At 43.3% G+C, this 17,852-nt stretch carries 14 protein-coding genes; 9 read left to right on the top strand and 5 right to left on the bottom strand.

What is annotated here, in order from left to right; genetic code table 11:
- Positions 1 to 40: 40 nt before the first annotated feature.
- Positions 41 to 514 carry a GFA family protein gene (locus M0N77_RS02635; RefSeq protein ID WP_353103277.1) on the top strand — a complete coding sequence of 158 codons (474 nt, stop codon included), beginning with the start codon at positions 41 to 43 and terminating at the stop codon, positions 512 to 514.
- 60 nt (positions 515 to 574) lie between these two features.
- On the opposite strand, the gene M0N77_RS02630 is transcribed toward M0N77_RS02635, so the two are convergent.
- Both M0N77_RS02630 and M0N77_RS02625 read right to left on the bottom strand, forming a co-directional pair.
- Positions 575 to 2,746 carry an FAD-dependent oxidoreductase gene (locus tag M0N77_RS02630; RefSeq protein WP_353103275.1) on the bottom strand — a complete coding sequence of 724 codons (2,172 nt, stop codon included), beginning with the start codon at positions 2,744 to 2,746 and terminating at the stop codon, positions 575 to 577.
- Between the two features lie 267 nt (positions 2,747 to 3,013).
- Complete coding sequence (locus M0N77_RS02625; protein WP_353103274.1) at positions 3,014 to 4,159, bottom strand: FAD-dependent oxidoreductase; 1,146 nt, start codon at positions 4,157 to 4,159, stop codon at positions 3,014 to 3,016.
- A 216-nt stretch (positions 4,160 to 4,375) separates the two neighbouring features.
- Here M0N77_RS02625 and M0N77_RS02620 point away from each other — a divergent pair, with 216 nt between their 5' ends.
- From M0N77_RS02620 to M0N77_RS02595, 6 genes are all read left to right on the top strand, one after another.
- Positions 4,376 to 6,175: an amidohydrolase gene (locus tag M0N77_RS02620; protein ID WP_353103272.1), complete on the top strand. Its 1,800-nt coding sequence runs from the start codon at positions 4,376 to 4,378 to the stop codon at positions 6,173 to 6,175.
- A 46-nt stretch (positions 6,176 to 6,221) separates the two neighbouring features.
- Positions 6,222 to 7,163, top strand: coding sequence for a lysophospholipase (locus M0N77_RS02615; RefSeq protein WP_353103270.1), 942 nt, complete (start codon positions 6,222 to 6,224; stop codon positions 7,161 to 7,163).
- 50 nt (positions 7,164 to 7,213) lie between these two features.
- The gene (dapD, locus tag M0N77_RS02610; RefSeq protein ID WP_353103268.1) at positions 7,214 to 8,035 is read left to right on the top strand and encodes a 2,3,4,5-tetrahydropyridine-2,6-dicarboxylate N-succinyltransferase; all 822 of its coding nucleotides are present in this window, start codon (positions 7,214 to 7,216) and stop codon (positions 8,033 to 8,035) included.
- Between the two features lie 242 nt (positions 8,036 to 8,277).
- The gene (locus M0N77_RS02605) at positions 8,278 to 9,387 is read left to right on the top strand and encodes a multidrug resistance efflux transporter family protein (protein WP_353103266.1); all 1,110 of its coding nucleotides are present in this window, start codon (positions 8,278 to 8,280) and stop codon (positions 9,385 to 9,387) included.
- An 88-nt stretch (positions 9,388 to 9,475) separates the two neighbouring features.
- A complete protein-coding gene (locus tag M0N77_RS02600; RefSeq protein ID WP_353103264.1) occupies positions 9,476 to 10,111 on the top strand; it encodes a trimeric intracellular cation channel family protein in 636 nt (211 codons plus the stop codon).
- Between the two features lie 47 nt (positions 10,112 to 10,158).
- Positions 10,159 to 10,854, top strand: a complete 696-nt coding sequence (locus M0N77_RS02595; protein ID WP_353103262.1) for a trimeric intracellular cation channel family protein — start codon at positions 10,159 to 10,161, stop codon at positions 10,852 to 10,854.
- A gap of 73 nt (positions 10,855 to 10,927) precedes the next feature.
- Here M0N77_RS02595 and recJ read toward each other — a convergent pair whose 3' ends face one another.
- Positions 10,928 to 12,760: a single-stranded-DNA-specific exonuclease RecJ gene (gene recJ / locus M0N77_RS02590; RefSeq protein ID WP_353103260.1), complete on the bottom strand. Its 1,833-nt coding sequence runs from the start codon at positions 12,758 to 12,760 to the stop codon at positions 10,928 to 10,930.
- 331 nt (positions 12,761 to 13,091) lie between these two features.
- Between recJ and M0N77_RS02585 the strand changes: the two genes are divergently transcribed.
- Together M0N77_RS02585 and M0N77_RS02580 are read left to right on the top strand one after the other, a co-directional pair.
- The gene (locus M0N77_RS02585) at positions 13,092 to 13,607 is read left to right on the top strand and encodes a hypothetical protein (protein ID WP_353103258.1); all 516 of its coding nucleotides are present in this window, start codon (positions 13,092 to 13,094) and stop codon (positions 13,605 to 13,607) included.
- Between the two features lie 194 nt (positions 13,608 to 13,801).
- Positions 13,802 to 14,188, top strand: a complete 387-nt coding sequence (locus M0N77_RS02580) for a hypothetical protein (RefSeq protein WP_353103256.1) — start codon at positions 13,802 to 13,804, stop codon at positions 14,186 to 14,188.
- 216 nt (positions 14,189 to 14,404) lie between these two features.
- Here the strand turns inward: M0N77_RS02580 and M0N77_RS02575 are convergent, their stop codons facing one another.
- Together M0N77_RS02575 and uvrB are read right to left on the bottom strand one after the other, a co-directional pair.
- Complete coding sequence (locus M0N77_RS02575; RefSeq protein WP_353103254.1) at positions 14,405 to 14,785, bottom strand: hypothetical protein; 381 nt, start codon at positions 14,783 to 14,785, stop codon at positions 14,405 to 14,407.
- 360 nt (positions 14,786 to 15,145) lie between these two features.
- Complete coding sequence (gene uvrB, locus M0N77_RS02570; protein WP_353103252.1) at positions 15,146 to 17,257, bottom strand: excinuclease ABC subunit UvrB; 2,112 nt, start codon at positions 17,255 to 17,257, stop codon at positions 15,146 to 15,148.
- Between the last annotated feature and the right edge of the window lie 595 nt (positions 17,258 to 17,852).

Genomic DNA, 17,852 nt, shown 5'->3' with positions numbered 1-17,852 from the left:
TTTCTTCTTATAACTTTATTTTAATAAAAAGGATTGACCGATGAGCAAACAATTTACGCCGCAAGAAGGCTCCTGCTCTTGCTGTAGCAATACCTACCTGATTAACAACACGCCGATTGCTCGCTTTATCTGTCATTGTACTATTTGTCAGGAATACACCGGACAAGCTTATAACGATATCACCGTTTTAGTTAAGCCAGATGTCAGTGAGCTAAAGCTAATGCGTACTAAGTTTCGCCGCTGGAAACTACCACCAAATATAAGCCGTGGACTTTGCAAAAGCTGCAATAAACCTAGTATAGAGATGGCAATGGGCGGCAATCTGCTATTAGTGCCTACTAGCAATTATGCTGATGCAGCGGCACTACCAGAACCTAGCATGCATCTGTTTTATAATCGCCGTGTCGCAGATATAGACGATAAGCTGCCTAAATACAAAGGCTTTGCACAAAGTCAGGCGATGATCGTCAAAGCATTGGCTCAGGGTTTATATAATAGATTTTCTAAACGCTAGTGGTAGTAGCTTTATAAGCTTTTAGTTAAAAAGAACTGTGTCAATTCAATCATCTAATGTCTAACTGCGTTTAAACCGATGATACCTCTCTACCCACTTAAGTAATTTCTCTGGCGCATGATTGCGTTTCCACGCCCCTGCCGCGTACTTATTCGCCTCACTCATGGTCGGATAAGGATGGATAGTGCCAAGGATTTTATTAAGGCCAAGATTATGTTTCATCGCCAAGACGTATTCGGCTAATAACTCGCCTGCATTATTACCGACGATAGTCACGCCAAGTATTTTATCTTTATTAGGCACAGTCAATACCTTTACCCAGCCTGTCGCTTGGCTTTCAGTTATGGCGCGATCCAGATCGCCGATATCATAACGCGTCACTTCAAACTTAATATCTTGCTCATGAGCCTCAGTTTCACTAAGCCCAACGCGGGCAATTTCAGGATCAATAAAAGTCACCCAAGGAATCACTCGATAATCGACTTTGAACTTTTTTAGACCGCCAAATAAGCTATTGACCGCCGCATACCAAGCTTGATGGGAGGCTACATGAGTGAACTGATAGGGGCCTGCGACATCACCAGCCGCTAAAATATTAGGGAACTTTGTTTCTAAGTAGTCGTTAGTAACAAGAGTACCGCCGGTATCAAAAGTATCAATGCCTAAATTCTCAAGACCATAACCAGTAGTCCGCGCTTGTCGTCCGACCGCGATAAGCAAAGCATCAAACTCAATAGTCGCCTCAACCCCTTGCTTATCTTTCACCGTCAGGCTTTGCAACGCACTATTAATATCGTCACGCGTACAGCGTATAGCATCGTGATTGAGTAATACGTTTACGCCATCAGTCTCTAGACAGTCTTTAGCATACTCTGCCACTTCCGGATCTTCTTTTTTTAGCAGCCGACTACCGCGCTCTATCTGCGTGACATTAGAGCCTAAACGCGCAAAGGCTTGCGATAACTCACAGCCGATAGGACCGCCACCGATGATAACCAAGCGTTTAGGCGGCGACTGTTGATGACTAAGCTTTTGCCAAAGAGTATCACTAGTCAAATAGTCGATGTTTTCTAACCCATCGATAGGCGGTATAAAAGGTCGGCTACCGGCAGCGATAACGATATTACGAGTCGTCAGCTGCTGCACTTGACCATTATTATCCTTAATCTCTACTGTCCACGGATTAACGATCGTGGCGTAGCCTTTGATAACCTCTACCCCAAGTCCGCTATAGCGCTCAACGCTGTCATTAGGTTCTATTTTTTTGATAATGCGCTGTATGCGGCTCATTACTGATTTGAAGTCGTAATTGACCTCGACATTTTGTAACCCGTAGTCTGCACCATGGCGCATATGATGAGCAACTTTGGCACTTTTTATCAGTGATTTACTAGGTACGCAGCCATAATTTAAGCAGTCGCCGCCCATTTTATTAGCTTCAACTAGTGTCACTTTAGCTTTGACAGTAGCAGCGATATAAGCAGAGACTAGCCCGCCTGCCCCTGCGCCGATCACTACCATATTGCGATCAAAGGATTTAGGCTTATGCCAGCCTTTGTAGACTTGCTGAGCTTTGTACCAATCGAGGGCTTTTTTGGCCAATAATGGAAATATCGCTAGCAGCGCAAAGGAGCCTAACAATGTAGGTGAAATAACATCACCAAGGCTCTCAATCTGTGCGAGTTGTACGCCAGCATTAACGTAGACAAAAGTGCCAGCTAGCATGCCGAGTTGACTGACCCAGTAATAAGTCCAAGCCTTAATAGTCGTCAAACCCATCAAAATATTGACCAAAAAAAATGGAAATATCGGCAATAAGCGCACGGTAAATAAATAGAAGCCACCATCTTTTGCTATACCGTCATTGATACTTTTAAGCTTACTGGCAAATTTAGTTTGGAAGCTGTCGCGAAACAAAAAACGTGCGGCCAAAAAGGCAAATAGCGCGCCAATGCTCGAAGCAAAAGAGGCCAGTAATAAGCCCCACCATAGGCCAAACAAAGCGCCAGCTAACAAAGTCATAATAGCCGCGCCTGGCAATGAAAAGGCGGCGACAAGCACATAAGCCAAAAAGAACAAGCCGCCTACTAATAGCGGCGATTCATCACGCCACTCATAAAACTGCGATAGACGCGCCTGAATACCTTGTAAGGTTAATAAGTCATCAAAGCCAAAGAAGAAAAACCCGGCAATGACTAAGATGACGACTAGGACAATTAAGATCTTTTTCATAAACGACTATTGTCCTTTTGGGGAGGGATAAGTGAAAACGAGCAGTTTATATCTATGTATAGCATGGTAAGTTGAGCGGCTTGATAATGGATTTAAAGTCACTTAGCAACCTAATGCATGTCACATTATTCGCATTATTATTGATTATAGTCTAATCAATCGATAGCTAAATTCAAGTTTAACTAATCAATGATACGGTATTATGTCACCAATATTTTTATTAAAAAGTGGTAATAATAATTAGCGGCTGTTGAATTTATAAAAATTTTACTTTTTATTGACAAAACGCTTATCAATATACTTTTTAAGTGCCCAAACCCAGCGACCTTGCACACTGTATCTGCCCCAACTACCGATAGCGTATTTATCACCGCAAGATAATAGATATAGCGTACGATTTTTGGGCTGATAACTCTTTAGAGGTTTGCCTGCTAGATAAGCTAACAGATTATCCGCTGCTACCGCGCCGCCAAATACCGCATGGACACCTGAGTGCGCCATATCGCGATCGACGCGGCTGCAGACATCACCAACGGCAAACACATTGGCATGTGAGATACTTTGCTGATAGCTATTGACGGCAATAAAGCCATTCTCTACCGTTGCCAAATTGCTATGCTCGCTCCAAGCTGAACCCATAACGCCAGTCGCGGCAATGACTGCATTCACAGGCAAGCTTTGCTTAGTCGTTAGCAGCTGCTCATTCGTTAAGCTCTCAGCGCGCTCATAGATAATATCAATATTATGACGCTGCAGTTGTTTAATGACGCGAGACTTGAAACCTTGAGCAAAGTCAGAGAGTAGCTGCTCACCGCAGACTAGATAAGCTTGATGCTTAGGACTGATTTGCTGTAAGGCAAACTGCGCTGCCATGACGAGCTCTGCCGCCGCCGCTCCAGCGCCAACCACTGCTAGCTTATACTGATCCGCTTGCTTGGCCTCTTGCAAGATTTGTTGCCACTGCAAAACGAAGTTAGCTAATGGACGCACGGGGACAACCTTAACATGATTATCATCAGCTTTTTCAGCCTCTGAATCATCAGATTTTAACCAGTGCAAGTCCGTGTCAGCGCCAGTGTTTAATGATAAAACCTGATAATCAAGCGTCTCATCTTTGCTAGTGACGACAGTCTGCGTCTCAGCATCAACCGCTATTATAGGCTGCTGCAATAACGACACTTCGGCACGTCTGCATAGCTCAATCATGTCGATAGTTATCTCAGCAAGGTTATAATGCCCTGCCATCCAGCCGGGCAGCATCCCTGAATAAAGCGTTTGCGGCTGCTCAGTTATCAAAGTAATAGCGACATCTTTTAGTGGCTTATCGCTAAGACGACGCAATAGGCCAATATGCGCATGACCTCCGCCAGCTAATAGTAGATGTTTAGCTCGTTTGACTGCTGTATTTTTCATAAGTTTCTTACTATTAGTTCGTTATTGGTTCATTATTGGTTCATTATTGGTTCGTTTAGTATCTGCTAAATCATTATTGAAGCTAACGACCTGGTAAATAAAATAACATTGACCCTGTAGGTCATTGTGGTTAAATTGGTAACCATGATATTTTTAAGCTAATTTATTTAGAGCTTTATCGCTCTTTTAACCCTCGCCCGCTACTAAGGAGCCTTAATGACTCTCATGCCTCTACTCAAACCTACTTTATTAAGCTTAGGTATAATAGCCATGATGGGTTGTAGCTCCAGCCATGACACCGCTTTCACAAAAACGAATAAAACCGTAGCAAAGACTAAGCAAAGCGTAGACAATCTAGACTCTACCGCCACCGTTTACTATAACGGCGACATTATTACTATGCAAAGCGACCAGCCAGAGATGGTCGAAGCCTTAGTCACTAAAGGCGGCAAAATTGCTTATGTAGGTACCTTGGACAAAGCACAGTCAAAATATAAAAATGCCATCTCAGTCAATCTAAAAAACCAAACTTTATTACCAGGGTTTATCGATCCGCACAGTCATTTTGGTATGATTTCTAACACATTCGGTCAAGCTGATCTAAATCCACCACCAGTAGGCAAGATTGACAGTATAGATAAAATGCTGCAAGCGCTAAAGGCTTATAAAAAAGATAATAATATCGCTGATGGCGAGTGGAGATTTGGCTGGGGTTATGATGAGACCCAATTAGCGGAGGGTCGTCATCCGACCAAAGATGAGATCGATAGCGTGCTGCCTAATAATCCGGTTTATCTACAACATACTAGCGGTCATATGGGCGTGGCGAACTCTAAAGGCTTAGCTGAGATGAATATCACGGCCGATAGTAAAGCGCCAGAGGGTGGTAATATTGCTCGGGTCAAAGGCTCTAACGAGCCAAACGGTTTGGTGCAAGAGACCGCTATGTATCCTTTCGTGCGTAACTTATTAGAAGTACTGGCTCCTAAGCAAGCTCAGTTCTTTGAGCAAACGCAGGACTATTATGCCAGCAATGGCATTACCACCGCCCAAGATGGTTCAACCACGCGTGATGCCATTAAGTTTTTTCAGGCGCAAGCTGATGCTGGTAAGCTAAAGATCGATTTGATATCCCTAGCTGGCGTGAGCGACTTGGATGAGAACTTAGCGGATAAAGATTTTAAATGGAAAAGCTATCAAAACGGCTTTAAAGTACAAGGCACAAAGATTATCGCTGATGGCTCCCCGCAAGGCAAGACCGCTTATTTTAGTCAGCCTTATCTAACGCCTGTAGCCGATTGTGATAGTAACTGCCGCGGCCTGCCAAGCTTGAGTCAAGATGAGCTCAATGAGATGTTTGCCAAAGCTTATGCTCGCGATAATCAGCTCTTTATCCATAATAATGGCGATGGTGCCACCGATATGGTGATTAAAGCTCATGAGTATGCCATCAAAAAGACCGGACAAGCGGCGGATAAAGATCGTCGTACCGTTCCCATTCATGCGCAGTTCGCGCGCCTTGATCAACTACAAGCTTTCAAAAAGTATAAAATGCTACCGTCATTCTTTACCAATCACGCTTACTTTTGGGGCGATGTCCATGTCAAAAACTTAGGCTTAGCTCGCGCAAACTTCTTAAGTCCGATTGCCACTGCCGATAAAATGGGACTAAAATATACCAACCACTCAGATGATACCGTCACCCCTGTCGATCCTTTATTTGGTATCTGGTCCGCGGTCAATCGTACCTCACGCACTGGCAAAATTATCGGTGTCGATGAGCGCGCCAGCCCTTATCAAGCGCTAAAAGCAATCACCAGCCACGCCGCTTATGAGTATTATGAAGAGGACAGCAAAGGCTCGTTGACTCCTGGCAAATTAGCGGATTTAGTTATTTTGGATCAAAATCCTTTGAGCGTACCAGCCGATAAAATACGGGATATCAAAGTGGTAAAAACCATCAAAGAAGGCAAAACGATTTACGACAGTTTATCTAGCCATAATACGGCGCAATAAAATCTTAACCCATCTTGTTAATCTCCAAATCGATCAAGGAAGCTTTATGAGTACTACCGAGCAAATCACCTCATCGGATACTAGCCACTATTTACACCATAGTTTTTTTGAGCCTACAGATAGTGCTACTAAAATAACTGCTACCTTATTAATAATTCATGGTATGAGCGAGCACAGCGGCCGCTATAGCGAGTTTGCACAATTCTTAGCGGATAACGGTATTGCAGTAGCCACGTATGATCAGCTCGGTCATGGCAAGACAGTCAAGTCCGCAAGCGAGCTTGGGTTTTTTGGTGATGAGCATCCGGTGCAGACTTTATTAAAAGATGTAATCTTGATGGCAGATAACCTAAAAGCTCGGCATCCTGATGTCCCGCATTTCGTTATGGGACACTCCATGGGCTCCTTTATTGTGCGCACGGTAATGAAGCATCACGCACATAACTTCGCTGGCGCTATCTTGATGGGTAGCGCTGATGTCAATCCGTTAGCAAAAGCTATTTTGCCTATCAATAAGCTACTAGCAAAAGTCGCGCCTAAAAAGCCCAATACGCTATTTGCTACTACCATGAATAAAGTGCTTAATAGTAAGCTTGATAACCGTATTTCCTCCTCGCCCTTTGCTTGGTTAAGCGAGAATCAGGCCAATATTGAGGCTTATGAAGCTGACCCTTTAACGGGGTTTGAATTTACTAATAATGGCTATTTGACGCTATTTACCCTAATGCAATCAGGTCTTAATAAAGGCTGGGCAACTACTATCAAAAAAGACTTTGCCATGCTCTTTATCAGTGGTAAAAACGATCCTATCGGTGACATGGGCAGAGGTGTGCAGAAGGTAGTTAACCGCTTAAAACAGCAAAAATTCAGCGATATCACTATAAAGCTTTATCCGCATATGCGTCATGAGCCGCTACAAGAGCTGGAGAAACATACGGTTTATCAAGATATCTTGGCGTGGATCAATAATCATCTCAAAAACTCTTAGAGCGTATCAACTACGTTTTTAACTTTGTTCATCAACCTTTAAGGATTTTTATGTCATTACAACAAACCATTGAGCAAGCTTTTGAAAACCGCAACGACTATAGCCCAGCTAATATGCCATCAGAGGTGCGGGCAGCTATCGAGCAAGTACTTGAGCAATTAGATAATGGTAGTTTGCGTGTCGCTGAAAAAAAAGAGGGCCAGTGGGTGGTCAATCAATGGGCCAAAAAAGCAGTGCTATTATCTTTTCGCCTCAATGACAATTATGTGCAAGCTGCCGGCGAGCATGTACAGTTTTATGACAGAGTGCCGACTAAATTTGCTGATTGGACAGCGGCCCAATTTAAAGAAGCGGGCGTGCGCGTTGTGCCACCAGCGGTAGCGCGTAAAGGCTCCTACATCGCAGCTGGTGCGGTACTCATGCCGTCCTACGTCAACATTGGCGCTTATGTCGATCAAGGCGCTATGGTTGATACTTGGGCAACCGTCGGATCTTGTGCACAAATCGGTAAAAACGTGCATTTATCAGGCGGCGTTGGTATCGGCGGTGTGTTAGAGCCGCTACAAGCCAATCCTACTATCATCGAGGATAATTGCTTCATCGGTGCGCGCTCTGAAATCGTTGAAGGCGTGATCATCGAGGAAGGCGCAGTGATCTCTATGGGCGTCTATATCGGTCAATCAACGCGTATTTATGATCGTGAAACGGGCGAGATTCATCGCGGCCGTGTGCCAGCAGGCTCAGTAGTAGTGCCCGGTAGCTTGCCTTCAGAAGACGGCACTCATAGCTTGTACGCGGCTATCATCGTCAAAAAAGTCGATGCACAAACCCGTGCTAAGACCGCAGTTAATGACTTACTACGCTTAGATTAAACGAGACGGTTTGGTAGTTCTCAATTTATTTTGTGCTTATACTAAAAAAGATGCTCAAGGTTATGCTTAGCATCTTTTTTCCGGTTTACTCTACTGTTTAGTAGAGCCACTTACGTTATAATTCATCGTTTGCAAAATCATTATGGATAATCGCTCTCTGCTCTACTGAGCATGATTATCTTAGGTTTGGCAAAGTCGATGTCAACAGTCTCAGAGCAGCCAAAAAGCGTAAGGATACAAGGATGGTAAAACTCATTTTGCTTGGGTTATTAGCAGGTGCGCTTTTTAGCTCAACCTTTATATTGAATGAGGCTATGAGTAGCGCAGGTGGGCATTGGTTTTGGTCAGCTAGTCTGCGCTACTTATTTATGTGGCTGATATTGAGCTTAATTATCGTTGTACCACACGGCTTTGGACGCATCAAAGCACTAAGCGCTATTTTTGCGCAGCATTGGCGCTTTTGGTGTTTGACTGGCAGTATTGGTTTTGGCGTTTTTTATACGGGTATCTGCTATGCCGGCGACCATGTTGCTGGTTGGGTGGTCGCAGCGACTTTTATGTTTACGGTGGTCACAAGCTTATTAGTGCTATTGGCATTTGGTCAGCGCTTTGATAAAAAGTTTATCTTTTATGCCATACTAGTGTTTATTGGCGTGGTGTTAGTCAATGTCAGCGAGGGACTACGCGCTACTGCAGCAGCAGCTTTGGCAACCCCTTCTATGTCGGAGATGCTACTGTTTGGCGCTTTACCTGCCTTGCTCGCAGCATTTTGTTATCCGATTGGCAATCAGCTGGTCTGGCAAGTCTCTTATAATTCTCGGCAGCGCATGGCTGCAGAGCCTTTTTTAACAGTCGCTGCTAATGACGCCGCTGATACTAACGATTTTACCACTCCTACCATTAGTCTACCTTACTCCCATGAACCGGCTGCCAAAATTGAGCAGCAGTCCTCCAAATTACAAAAGTTAATCAGCCGTATTCCCGCTATCGAAACGGACTTATTACAAAATGCTTTTAACAAAGTCTGGCTAATGTCCTTAGGAAGTTTGCCATTTTGGCTATTGTTAGGCATTATAGTGCGCCCAGAAGCCCCTAGCTCCTCACAGTTGTTCAATACCTTGCTAGTAGCTCTATTAGCAGGCGTTGGCGCGACTAGTATATTTCTTTATGCACGCGAGAAAGCGGTGACTTCGAGTGAGGTCGCTGGTGTTGACTCCACCCAAGCTAGTGAGGTCATCTTTGCATTGATGGGCGGTATGCTGTTTCTTAGTAATGATCTACCTTCAGCGATGGGACTAGTAGGCATTGCCCTTATTATATTAGGCTTAATACTATTTGCTAAAGATGGTTAGCGCTATAATCGGTATTGAGTATTGAGTATTGCTCTTATAAAGTATTGCTTTTATATTTGACTAAATATCATGGAAATAGGTAAATAAAATGGTTAATGATTTAATTTTTCCTGATATTTTATTATACCTATTAGATATGGTAGGTATTGTTGCTTGCGCTATTGCCGGCACTCTACTCGCTCAGCACAAAGGCTTCGATATCGCTGGTTGTATCTTGGTCTCGATGGTTAATGCTATCGGCGGTGGTACAGTACGCGATTTGGTGTTAGATCGCCATCCGCTATTTTGGATGACCGATCTGAACTATGTCATCGTCATCACCATAACCTCGCTGGTTTTGCAAATCTTCTTTCATCTGTATCATAAAATTGATAATGCGCTAAAACTGTTTGACGCTATAGGGCTTGCCGCCTTTAGTGTCATTGGCTTCAAAGTTGCACTAAACCAAGATATGTCACCGCTGATTGCTATTATGATGGGAGTTTGGACGGCTATTATTGGTGGTTTACTGCGTGATATTATTTGCAATGAGATACCGCTACTGCTGCAACGAGAGATCTACATCTCCGCTAGTATTGCCGGTTCAGTGACTTATTTATTGCTTGATTATTTCGGCGTCAATCCCGGAATTAACGAATTTATTATGCTTGGCGTCATCTTTGCAGTACGCATGCTTGCGCTACGCTTTGATTGGCATCTACCTTCTATCCGCTTAGTTGACTAATATCACTAATTGTCAGCTTAGGCATGTTTTTGTGAACCTCTACCTTTATGATCAGCACCTTAACTCAGCTACCACCGCAGGCGCTTACCCCAGAGTTTGTAACTCGTTTTGAGCCGACCTCATTTATGTTTTGGCTAGAGATGTTTGGTATTTTTGCCTGTAGTGTCTCAGGGACGATTCTAGCTAAGCATAAGAACTTCGATGCCTTTGGCTGTATTTTGGTGGCGATGATTGCTGCCATTAGTGGCCCTACCGCCCGTGATATTATTCTTAATCGCTATCCGCTGTTTTGGATGGTAAATATGAATTATTTGCTGATTATCACTATTACCTCGGTTGGCTTTCAGATGTTTTGTAATCCCAAAGCGCGTCATGTCGATGGTCTGTTGAAGCTATTTGATGGCTTGGCGCTTGCAATATTTACTCTAATTGGTATTCAAGTGGCACAAGAGATGGGCGCTAATATTCCAGTTTGTATTTTACTTGGCGTATTAAACATTTTATTTGGTACAGTCATCCGTGACATGCTATGTAATGAGATTCCGCTGGTATTACAGCGCGAGCTTTATATTACTCCAGCCATTATTGGCGGTATTTTATACTTTGTGCTGCAGGTAATGGATATCCCTTCTTGGATAACGCAGTCCTTGACGATGCTTACTATCTTCTCTATTCGTATGTTGGCCGTACAACATGATTGGTATTTTCCAGATATTAGCTTAATTAAGAAAGCCAGTTTATAGTCTATAAAAACGCAAGTTAACGACTTAAAAAGACGCGTTAAAAGCTTCAATGGTTAAAAGCTTTAGTGCGCCCTCAACGCTTAGTCACCGCCAAATCTTTTATCATTAGCTGCAGGCTTTGCTTACCATTCCATTCATTGATATCAAGCTGAAATAAGATATGTACCTCTGCTGCGCGATAATCCCAATGGTCATTATCAAAATTAAAATAAATAGCTTCAATAGGATATTGTACACCCGGATAACGAAGCGATAGTTTGAGGTGTTTATCCTTTAATATCTTAAAGCTTAATACCTCAAATAGTCCATCAAATATTGGTGGAGCAAAGCCATGACCCCAAATGCTAGCATCGGCTAAATGCTCAGCAAACGCTAAGCTAAAATCGCTCGCTTGCAACGCGCCGTCGGTGAATTTTTGCTCAGCGAATACCTCGTCATCAAGCTGCGATATCACCTCATCAAAAGCCTCAACAAAAGCCTCAAAATTGCGGCGCTTAATAGTCAAGCCTGCTGCCATCGCGTGTCCGCCAAAATGAGTGATAAGGCTGGGATATCGCTCGGCGACCTGCTCAATAGCGTCACGAATATGCACCCCGGCTATCGAGCGCGCAGACCCTTTGATCGCATCATCTGCTCCTGTACGCGTCGTATCAGCCGGCGCAAAGACAATACTAGGGCGATAGTGGCTTTCTTTTAAGCGTCCAGCCACGATACCGATAACCCCTTGATGCCAGTCATCTTGATACAGGACAATACTGCGCTTATCATTGATAACAGAATTTTGCTGAGCTTTAGAGGCAATGGTTTTAGAGATAATAATAGTGTCATCGCCCTCCTCCAAATCATTATCACTATCTGCGCTACTCTCAGCTAAACCCTGCACAATGTTATCGGCTTGCGTGCGCATCTCGCCTTCTACTTGCCGGCGACTGCGGTTAAGAAGCTCAAGCTCGTGCGCTAAACGCTGCGCGCAGGCCCAATCATCGGTCAATAAACATTCAACACCGATACGCATATTATCCATGCGACCGGCAGCATTAATCCGTGGCCCTAATACAAAACCAAAATCTTGCGCCTGTAATTGCTTAGCATCACGGCCCGCTTGTTCAAGTAGCGCTAAGATGCCGATACAGCAGCGTCCTTGGCGAATGGCGTTTAGTCCATGATGCACAAGGATACGGTTGTTTTTATCGAGTACGCCGACATCTGCGATAGTGCCAAGCGCCACTAAGTCTAGATATTGGCTAACTTGTACCGTGGACTTGCCAGCCTCTCGGCGTAATTTAGCCAACCGGCCTAACACATAAAACGCGACCCCAACACCTACCAAAGCCTTGCTAGCAAAGGTGCAGTCCAATTGATTGGGATTGACTACCGCTTCAGCAGGCGGCGTCGCCTTAGTAGTCAGATGATGATCGGTAATAATCACTGTAATGCCATCCGCTTGCGCGCGTGCTACGCCATCGGTACTTGAGATACCATTATCAACGGTGACGATGACCTCTGGCTGATAAGTTACTATACCTAGCTCAACAATCTCAGGCGTCAAACCATAACCATATTTAAAGCGATCCGGCACCAAAAAATCTACTTTAGCGCCCATAGCCGTTAATGCGCGCATCATCAGCGCCGTACTAGTAGCCCCATCGCAATCAAAGTCGCCAACGATTAAGATACGCTGATGATTATCAATAGCCTCATCAAGCAAACGCACCGCCTCAGTGACACCATACAAGTCCTCAGCAGGCAGCAAGGCGGATAAACTCGTCTGCAGCTCATCTGGATCGGTAATACCGCGTCCAGCATAGAGCCGAGCAAGAGTAAAAGATTGGGCAGCTAGCGATTGTAGCGCGGTGGGCAGCTCGTCAATGCGAGTGCCGGTAAATCGAGGGATTAAATTTAGCATAGCGGTATTCTACTGACTTTAATCATTAGCCACAATGTTAATTTTAAACGTTAATTTAACGGCTAATTGATGAGCATTTACTCCGTAATTTACCCGTATCTAGATTCAGGCTACTGAACTTATGCTATTGTGAGTCTTAACTAGCTACTAGATAAGCAGTCTAAGGATAATCGTTACAAAAACCGTGTACTTTTTAGCTATTTTTTTGCAATTTGCTACAAAGCTGGGATTGTATGGCGCTGATAAACTCCTAAAATGATACTAACTTAAATAATCAGACCATTAATTTAATTAGTCATTAACTTTTGCACGACTTTATAAGGATAATTTTATGAAAACCACCCCTACTGCCGAAAAGCTTCCTAACACTATTGACCCCAATCTAGATCTAGATGAGGTAAAAAAAGAGTGTCTGAAATTAATTAAGAAGCGTGCCAGAATCTCCGCTGGTGTAGCGATAGTGCCTATTCCTTTTTTTGATGTCGCTGTTGATGCTAGTATGCTAACCATGCTATTACCAGAGATTAGTGAGCGTTTTGGTTTACTAGAGAATCGTAGAGGGGCGGTTGATCTTGAGTCGCGCGCTATTCACTGGAAAGAGCTAAAAAACCGTACGGTTGATTTTGCTGGCTTGATGGCGACGCGTGGTATCGTCAAAAAAACTATTCAAGGGTTTGGAGGTCGAATTGCCGCTAAACAAGTGACTAAATTTGTACCATTAGGCGGGCAACTAGTTGCCGCGACTATGGGTTATACTATTTTCAAAAAGATAGCTAGCGATCATATTGATGAGTGCTACAAATTAGCAAAAGACATTCAGCAAAGAGAAAGTAGCAAAAATGTCTAAACACCATAGTTTTTAGCGAGTAATAGGCAAATCATAGACAATAAACCAGTTAAGACAATGCTCTTAACTGGTTTTTTTATCTGATCTGTTTTAGGCTAATCGATTTTAGACTAGTCACTATTAGCGCTCACTTCCCCTACCTAAATTAGGGTATTATTTTGCTTACTATTAATTCTATCTACAGGGATATACTGATGAATAAACTATTAATCTCCAACACCTTGCTAGCTACTGTTACTTTAGCTGGCTGTGCAGCAACAGGCGCTAATAATAATGCGGGCAACGCTATCGGCACTGCCAATGAGATTGGTATGAATGTCTTTAAAGCGGCTATCGATAATCAATGCCGCAGTCAGATTGAAAAGCAGAGCGCTTGGCGTATTGCTAGTGCTGCTATGAGCGATAGCCAAGAAGAAGCTATCAAAGCTAGAGTATGCGGCTGCGTCAGTGAGCAAGCGCCGCAGCAAGTGACGCTCGTAGAGTTAGGTAATGCAGCAATTGATCCTAGCTACCGCACTCAGCTAGTAGCAAGAGTAGTGGCAAAATCGTTACAAAGCTGTTATGGCAGTATCGTTGGCTAGAGTAGAGTTGCTATACTCTAGGTATAGTATGTCGATAAATCTAGTATATCGATTTTATTTTTACTTGACGATAGTCTGTTATCCATAAAAAAACGCAGCCCAGTCATCTTAAAGACTATGCTGCGCTTTTTAGTATATCTTTGGCGCACAAAAACAAGATAGCGCTATTATTTAGCAGTTGCCATTCAACTCAAGTCGCAAATACGATTAGCGTTACTAATATTTGTCAGCGTCAGTAATCACTTGCTCGCTTCCTAAGGCAGCAGCCATAGGCAGGACTTTACTAATGCGAAAGTATTTTGAGTGACTGTTTATAATATCGTTCACCCCATCTACTAAGTCCTCTATAACATCATCATAAATACCATGATGCAGCTCAGTTTCGAATTCAGTAAAGGGATGCTTACGAGCCGCCGCTCTTACATCTGTTATGCCGTCTTTGGAATAAAAGATGTTTACGCTACCATCACTGTTTAATACACAAATCAAGTTACCATCGTCAATGACCATATCTACACGTTCAGGCATAAAAATATAATCATCAACGTCGAGTAATTCTTTTTCAATCCCCTTTTTAAATAATGCTTTGACATCCATACTGTATTACTCCTAATATTTATTGTATTTATGGTTTATTTTATTGAGGCCACTTAGGACTTATGACGCCTAAATTATAGGGCTAATCCTCTTTAATTCTGCTATCTTCTGACGGCAATTAGATAATAATTTATTAACTTATACTATAAGATAACCTTGCTATTTTTAAGATAAAAAGTGTAAAACTGCGTTTAGGGTTAGTAAGAACAATAAGATATTTTTAGGATGAAGAGAATAAGCTACATTCGTTACTAGTATAGGCTATAGAAAAAGATAAAGCTAAAAAAAAGCGAACCAACTATAAGTTAACTCGCTCTATTTTTCGCTCTCAAACTATTATATTGAAGATTTTATGGCCCTCTACAGCAGATGCGCTTTTAGCTCTAGCACCTTATCGCGAGTCTTGGCTGCATCTTCAAATTTTAAATCACGCGAGAACTGCTTCATTAGTTTCTCCAAGCGATTGATCTCTTTGGCGAGCAAATCTGGGCTTCTAAGGATACTGATATCGACATCAGGTAGATTGCTTTTGACCGGAATTGCCTGATTATCATTGGCATCCAAATCTTCACCAGTATCAATCTTGTCAGTGACATTACGGCGCGCGCCTCTTGGCGTAATGTTATGCTCAAGGTTAAAAGCGATCTGCTTCTCGCGGCGACGATCGGTCTCCTCTATCGCTTTTTCCATGCTCGGTGTAATACGATCAGCATACAAGATAGCTTTGCCGTTTAAGTGACGCGCCGCGCGGCCAATAGTCTGAATTAAAGAGCGCTCAGAGCGCAAAAAGCCTTCTTTATCGGCATCAAATATTGCTACTAATGACACCTCAGGCATATCTAAGCCTTCACGCAATAGATTAATACCGACAAGTACATCATGCACGCCGGTACGCAGTTCATGAATGATTTGCATACGCTCAACGGTATCGATGTCCGAGTGCAAATAAGCAACCTTAATATCATACTCTTTTAGATAACTGGTCAAATCTTCAGCCATACGTTTGGTCAAGGTAGTAATAAGCACGCGCTCATCAAGCTCACGGCGTTTGGTAATCTCCGATAGCACATCATCGACCTGAGTCAGCACCGGACGAATCTCAATCTCAGGATCAATCAAACCCGTTGGACGAACCACTTGCTCAACTATCTGCTCGCTATGCTCAAGCTCATAAGCCGCAGGGGTTGCGCTCACATAGATGGTTTTGGGCTTGATACGCTCCCACTCTTCAAACTTCATCGGCCGATTATTCATCGCACTAGGTAGACGAAAGCCATAATTGACTAGATTCTCTTTACGCGAGCGATCGCCTTTGTACATCGCCCCAACTTGTGAGACTGTCACATGCGACTCGTCGATAAATAGCAGCGCATCCTCTGGAATATAATCAAAGAGTGTCGGCGGCGCCTCTCCCCAGGGACGACCGGAGAGATGCTGCGAGTAGTTCTCAATGCCATTACAGTAGCCAAGCTGCTGAATCATCTCTAGATCATACTGGGTACGCTCTTTTAAACGCTGCGCTTCAATGAGCTTATTATTCTCACGAAAATACTCAAGGCGTGGCTCAAGCTCGGCTCGAATAGTATGACTAGCCGCCTCCAAACGATTACGCGGGGTCACATAATGCGATTTGGGATAAATCGTAATACGCGGTACGCTACGTACGGTCTTGCCGGTTAAAGGATCAAACCAAGTGATCTTTTCTACCTCATCATCAAATAGATGCACGCGAATCGCTAGCTGCTCGGACTCAGCTGGATAAATATCTAGCAGCTCACCGCGTAAACGATAAGTACCACGGCCAAAATCCAGCTCATTACGAGTATATTGCATCTCTACCAAACGCTTAATAGTCGCCGTACGATCTATTTTATCGCCGACCACTATATGCAGCAGCATTTTTAGGTAACTCTCAGGATCGCCCAAACCATAAATACAAGACACCGAGGCGACAATAATCGCATCACGGCGCTCAAGTAAGGCACGCGTTGCAGACAGGCGCATCTGGTCAATATGATCGTTAATGGCGCTGTCTTTTTCGATAAAAGTATCACTAGCGGCAACATAAGCCTCAGGCTGATAGTAATCATAATAGCTGACAAAATACTCAACGGCGTTATTGGGGAAAAACGCCTTGAATTCGCCATATAACTGCGCCGCTAGCGTCTTATTATGCGCCATAATAATAGTTGGGCGCTGGCACTCAGAGATAACCTTTGCCATGGTATAAGTCTTGCCAGAGCCGGTCACCCCAAGCAACAACTGCTCGTCCATGCCAGCGTTAATGCCTTTGACCAGTTTTTCGATTGCTTGTGGCTGATCACCTGCCGGCTCAAAGTCAGTGACCATCTCAAAGGCGCGACTCGATATTTGCGTTCCAGACGCATTGACACCAACAATCTCAGCTTCGCCTTGTAGCTGAGTGGCCAATTGGTTTAACTGACGCGACGAGCGCGGTTCGGGCATTCGCATAGTAGCTTTCTTCTTTTTTGAATTTATAATAATGTGGGGGCTAAACCGCTACTTTTAAAGGCGAATTTATAGCTTCCAGCTGTTATTGAGCCACTAAATATAAAGGCCAAACTCTAACTAAAAAACAAAAATTAAAGTATGGTTTAGCAGCTATCGATTAGCGGTCATTAAATAGAGGGCAAGTTATAAAAGCTCATGATTTATATGGTTAGTACGAAATAAAATCGATACACTAATATTAATCGTGCAGCTGGTATAAATTTTCCTTGCGTGCTGTGTCTACGCTGACAGAGGCTGCGCAAAATTTATTCCAGCCGCACTGTATCGGTTTTAAAGTGAATCAACTATATGATGAAGTAGATATACAGTAGGCTTGTAATAGTCATATAAAGGTAATGATTTTTGGTAAGTAAAAGTTATCAGAATCACTCCTTTTGGCTATTAAAATTACAAAGCTTTTCACGCTTAACAAAGCCATTACACGACCACTCAACAAAGCCTAAACCTTGGGGTTCAATAACTTTTTTAAGCTGCTATTATTGATAATGAAATTTGGCAACAAACCATCAAGATAGGTTTTCAAAGTTTCTTTTAA

It is taken from the genome of Psychrobacter sp. AH5 (assembly GCF_040371085.1).
Taxonomy (GTDB): Bacteria; Pseudomonadota; Gammaproteobacteria; order Pseudomonadales; family Moraxellaceae; genus Psychrobacter.
The sequence above is the reverse complement of the archived record's forward strand: the minus strand, read 5'-3'. Positions and strand labels throughout refer to the sequence as shown.

Bases quoted from the DNA above. Each gene is read 5' to 3' on its own strand.
- recJ (WP_353103260.1), bottom strand. From the start codon at position 12,760: ATGCTAAATTTAATCCCTCGATTTACCGGCACTCGCATTGACGAGCTG.
- M0N77_RS02625 (WP_353103274.1), bottom strand. From the start codon at position 4,159: ATGAAAAATACAGCAGTCAAACGAGCTAAACATCTACTATTAGCTGGC.
- M0N77_RS02630 (WP_353103275.1), bottom strand. From the start codon at position 2,746: ATGAAAAAGATCTTAATTGTCCTAGTCGTCATCTTAGTCATTGCCGGG.
- dapD (WP_353103268.1), top strand. From the start codon at position 7,214: ATGTCATTACAACAAACCATTGAGCAAGCTTTTGAAAACCGCAACGAC.
- M0N77_RS02580 (WP_353103256.1), top strand. From the start codon at position 13,802: ATGAATAAACTATTAATCTCCAACACCTTGCTAGCTACTGTTACTTTA.
- M0N77_RS02575 (WP_353103254.1), bottom strand. From the start codon at position 14,785: ATGGATGTCAAAGCATTATTTAAAAAGGGGATTGAAAAAGAATTACTC.
- M0N77_RS02605 (WP_353103266.1), top strand. From the start codon at position 8,278: ATGGTAAAACTCATTTTGCTTGGGTTATTAGCAGGTGCGCTTTTTAGC.
- M0N77_RS02615 (WP_353103270.1), top strand. From the start codon at position 6,222: ATGAGTACTACCGAGCAAATCACCTCATCGGATACTAGCCACTATTTA.
- M0N77_RS02635 (WP_353103277.1), top strand. From the start codon at position 41: ATGAGCAAACAATTTACGCCGCAAGAAGGCTCCTGCTCTTGCTGTAGC.
- M0N77_RS02585 (WP_353103258.1), top strand. From the start codon at position 13,092: ATGAAAACCACCCCTACTGCCGAAAAGCTTCCTAACACTATTGACCCC.
- M0N77_RS02595 (WP_353103262.1), top strand. From the start codon at position 10,159: ATGATCAGCACCTTAACTCAGCTACCACCGCAGGCGCTTACCCCAGAG.
- uvrB (WP_353103252.1), bottom strand. From the start codon at position 17,257: ATGCGAATGCCCGAACCGCGCTCGTCGCGTCAGTTAAACCAATTGGCC.
- M0N77_RS02600 (WP_353103264.1), top strand. From the start codon at position 9,476: ATGGTTAATGATTTAATTTTTCCTGATATTTTATTATACCTATTAGAT.
- M0N77_RS02620 (WP_353103272.1), top strand. From the start codon at position 4,376: ATGACTCTCATGCCTCTACTCAAACCTACTTTATTAAGCTTAGGTATA.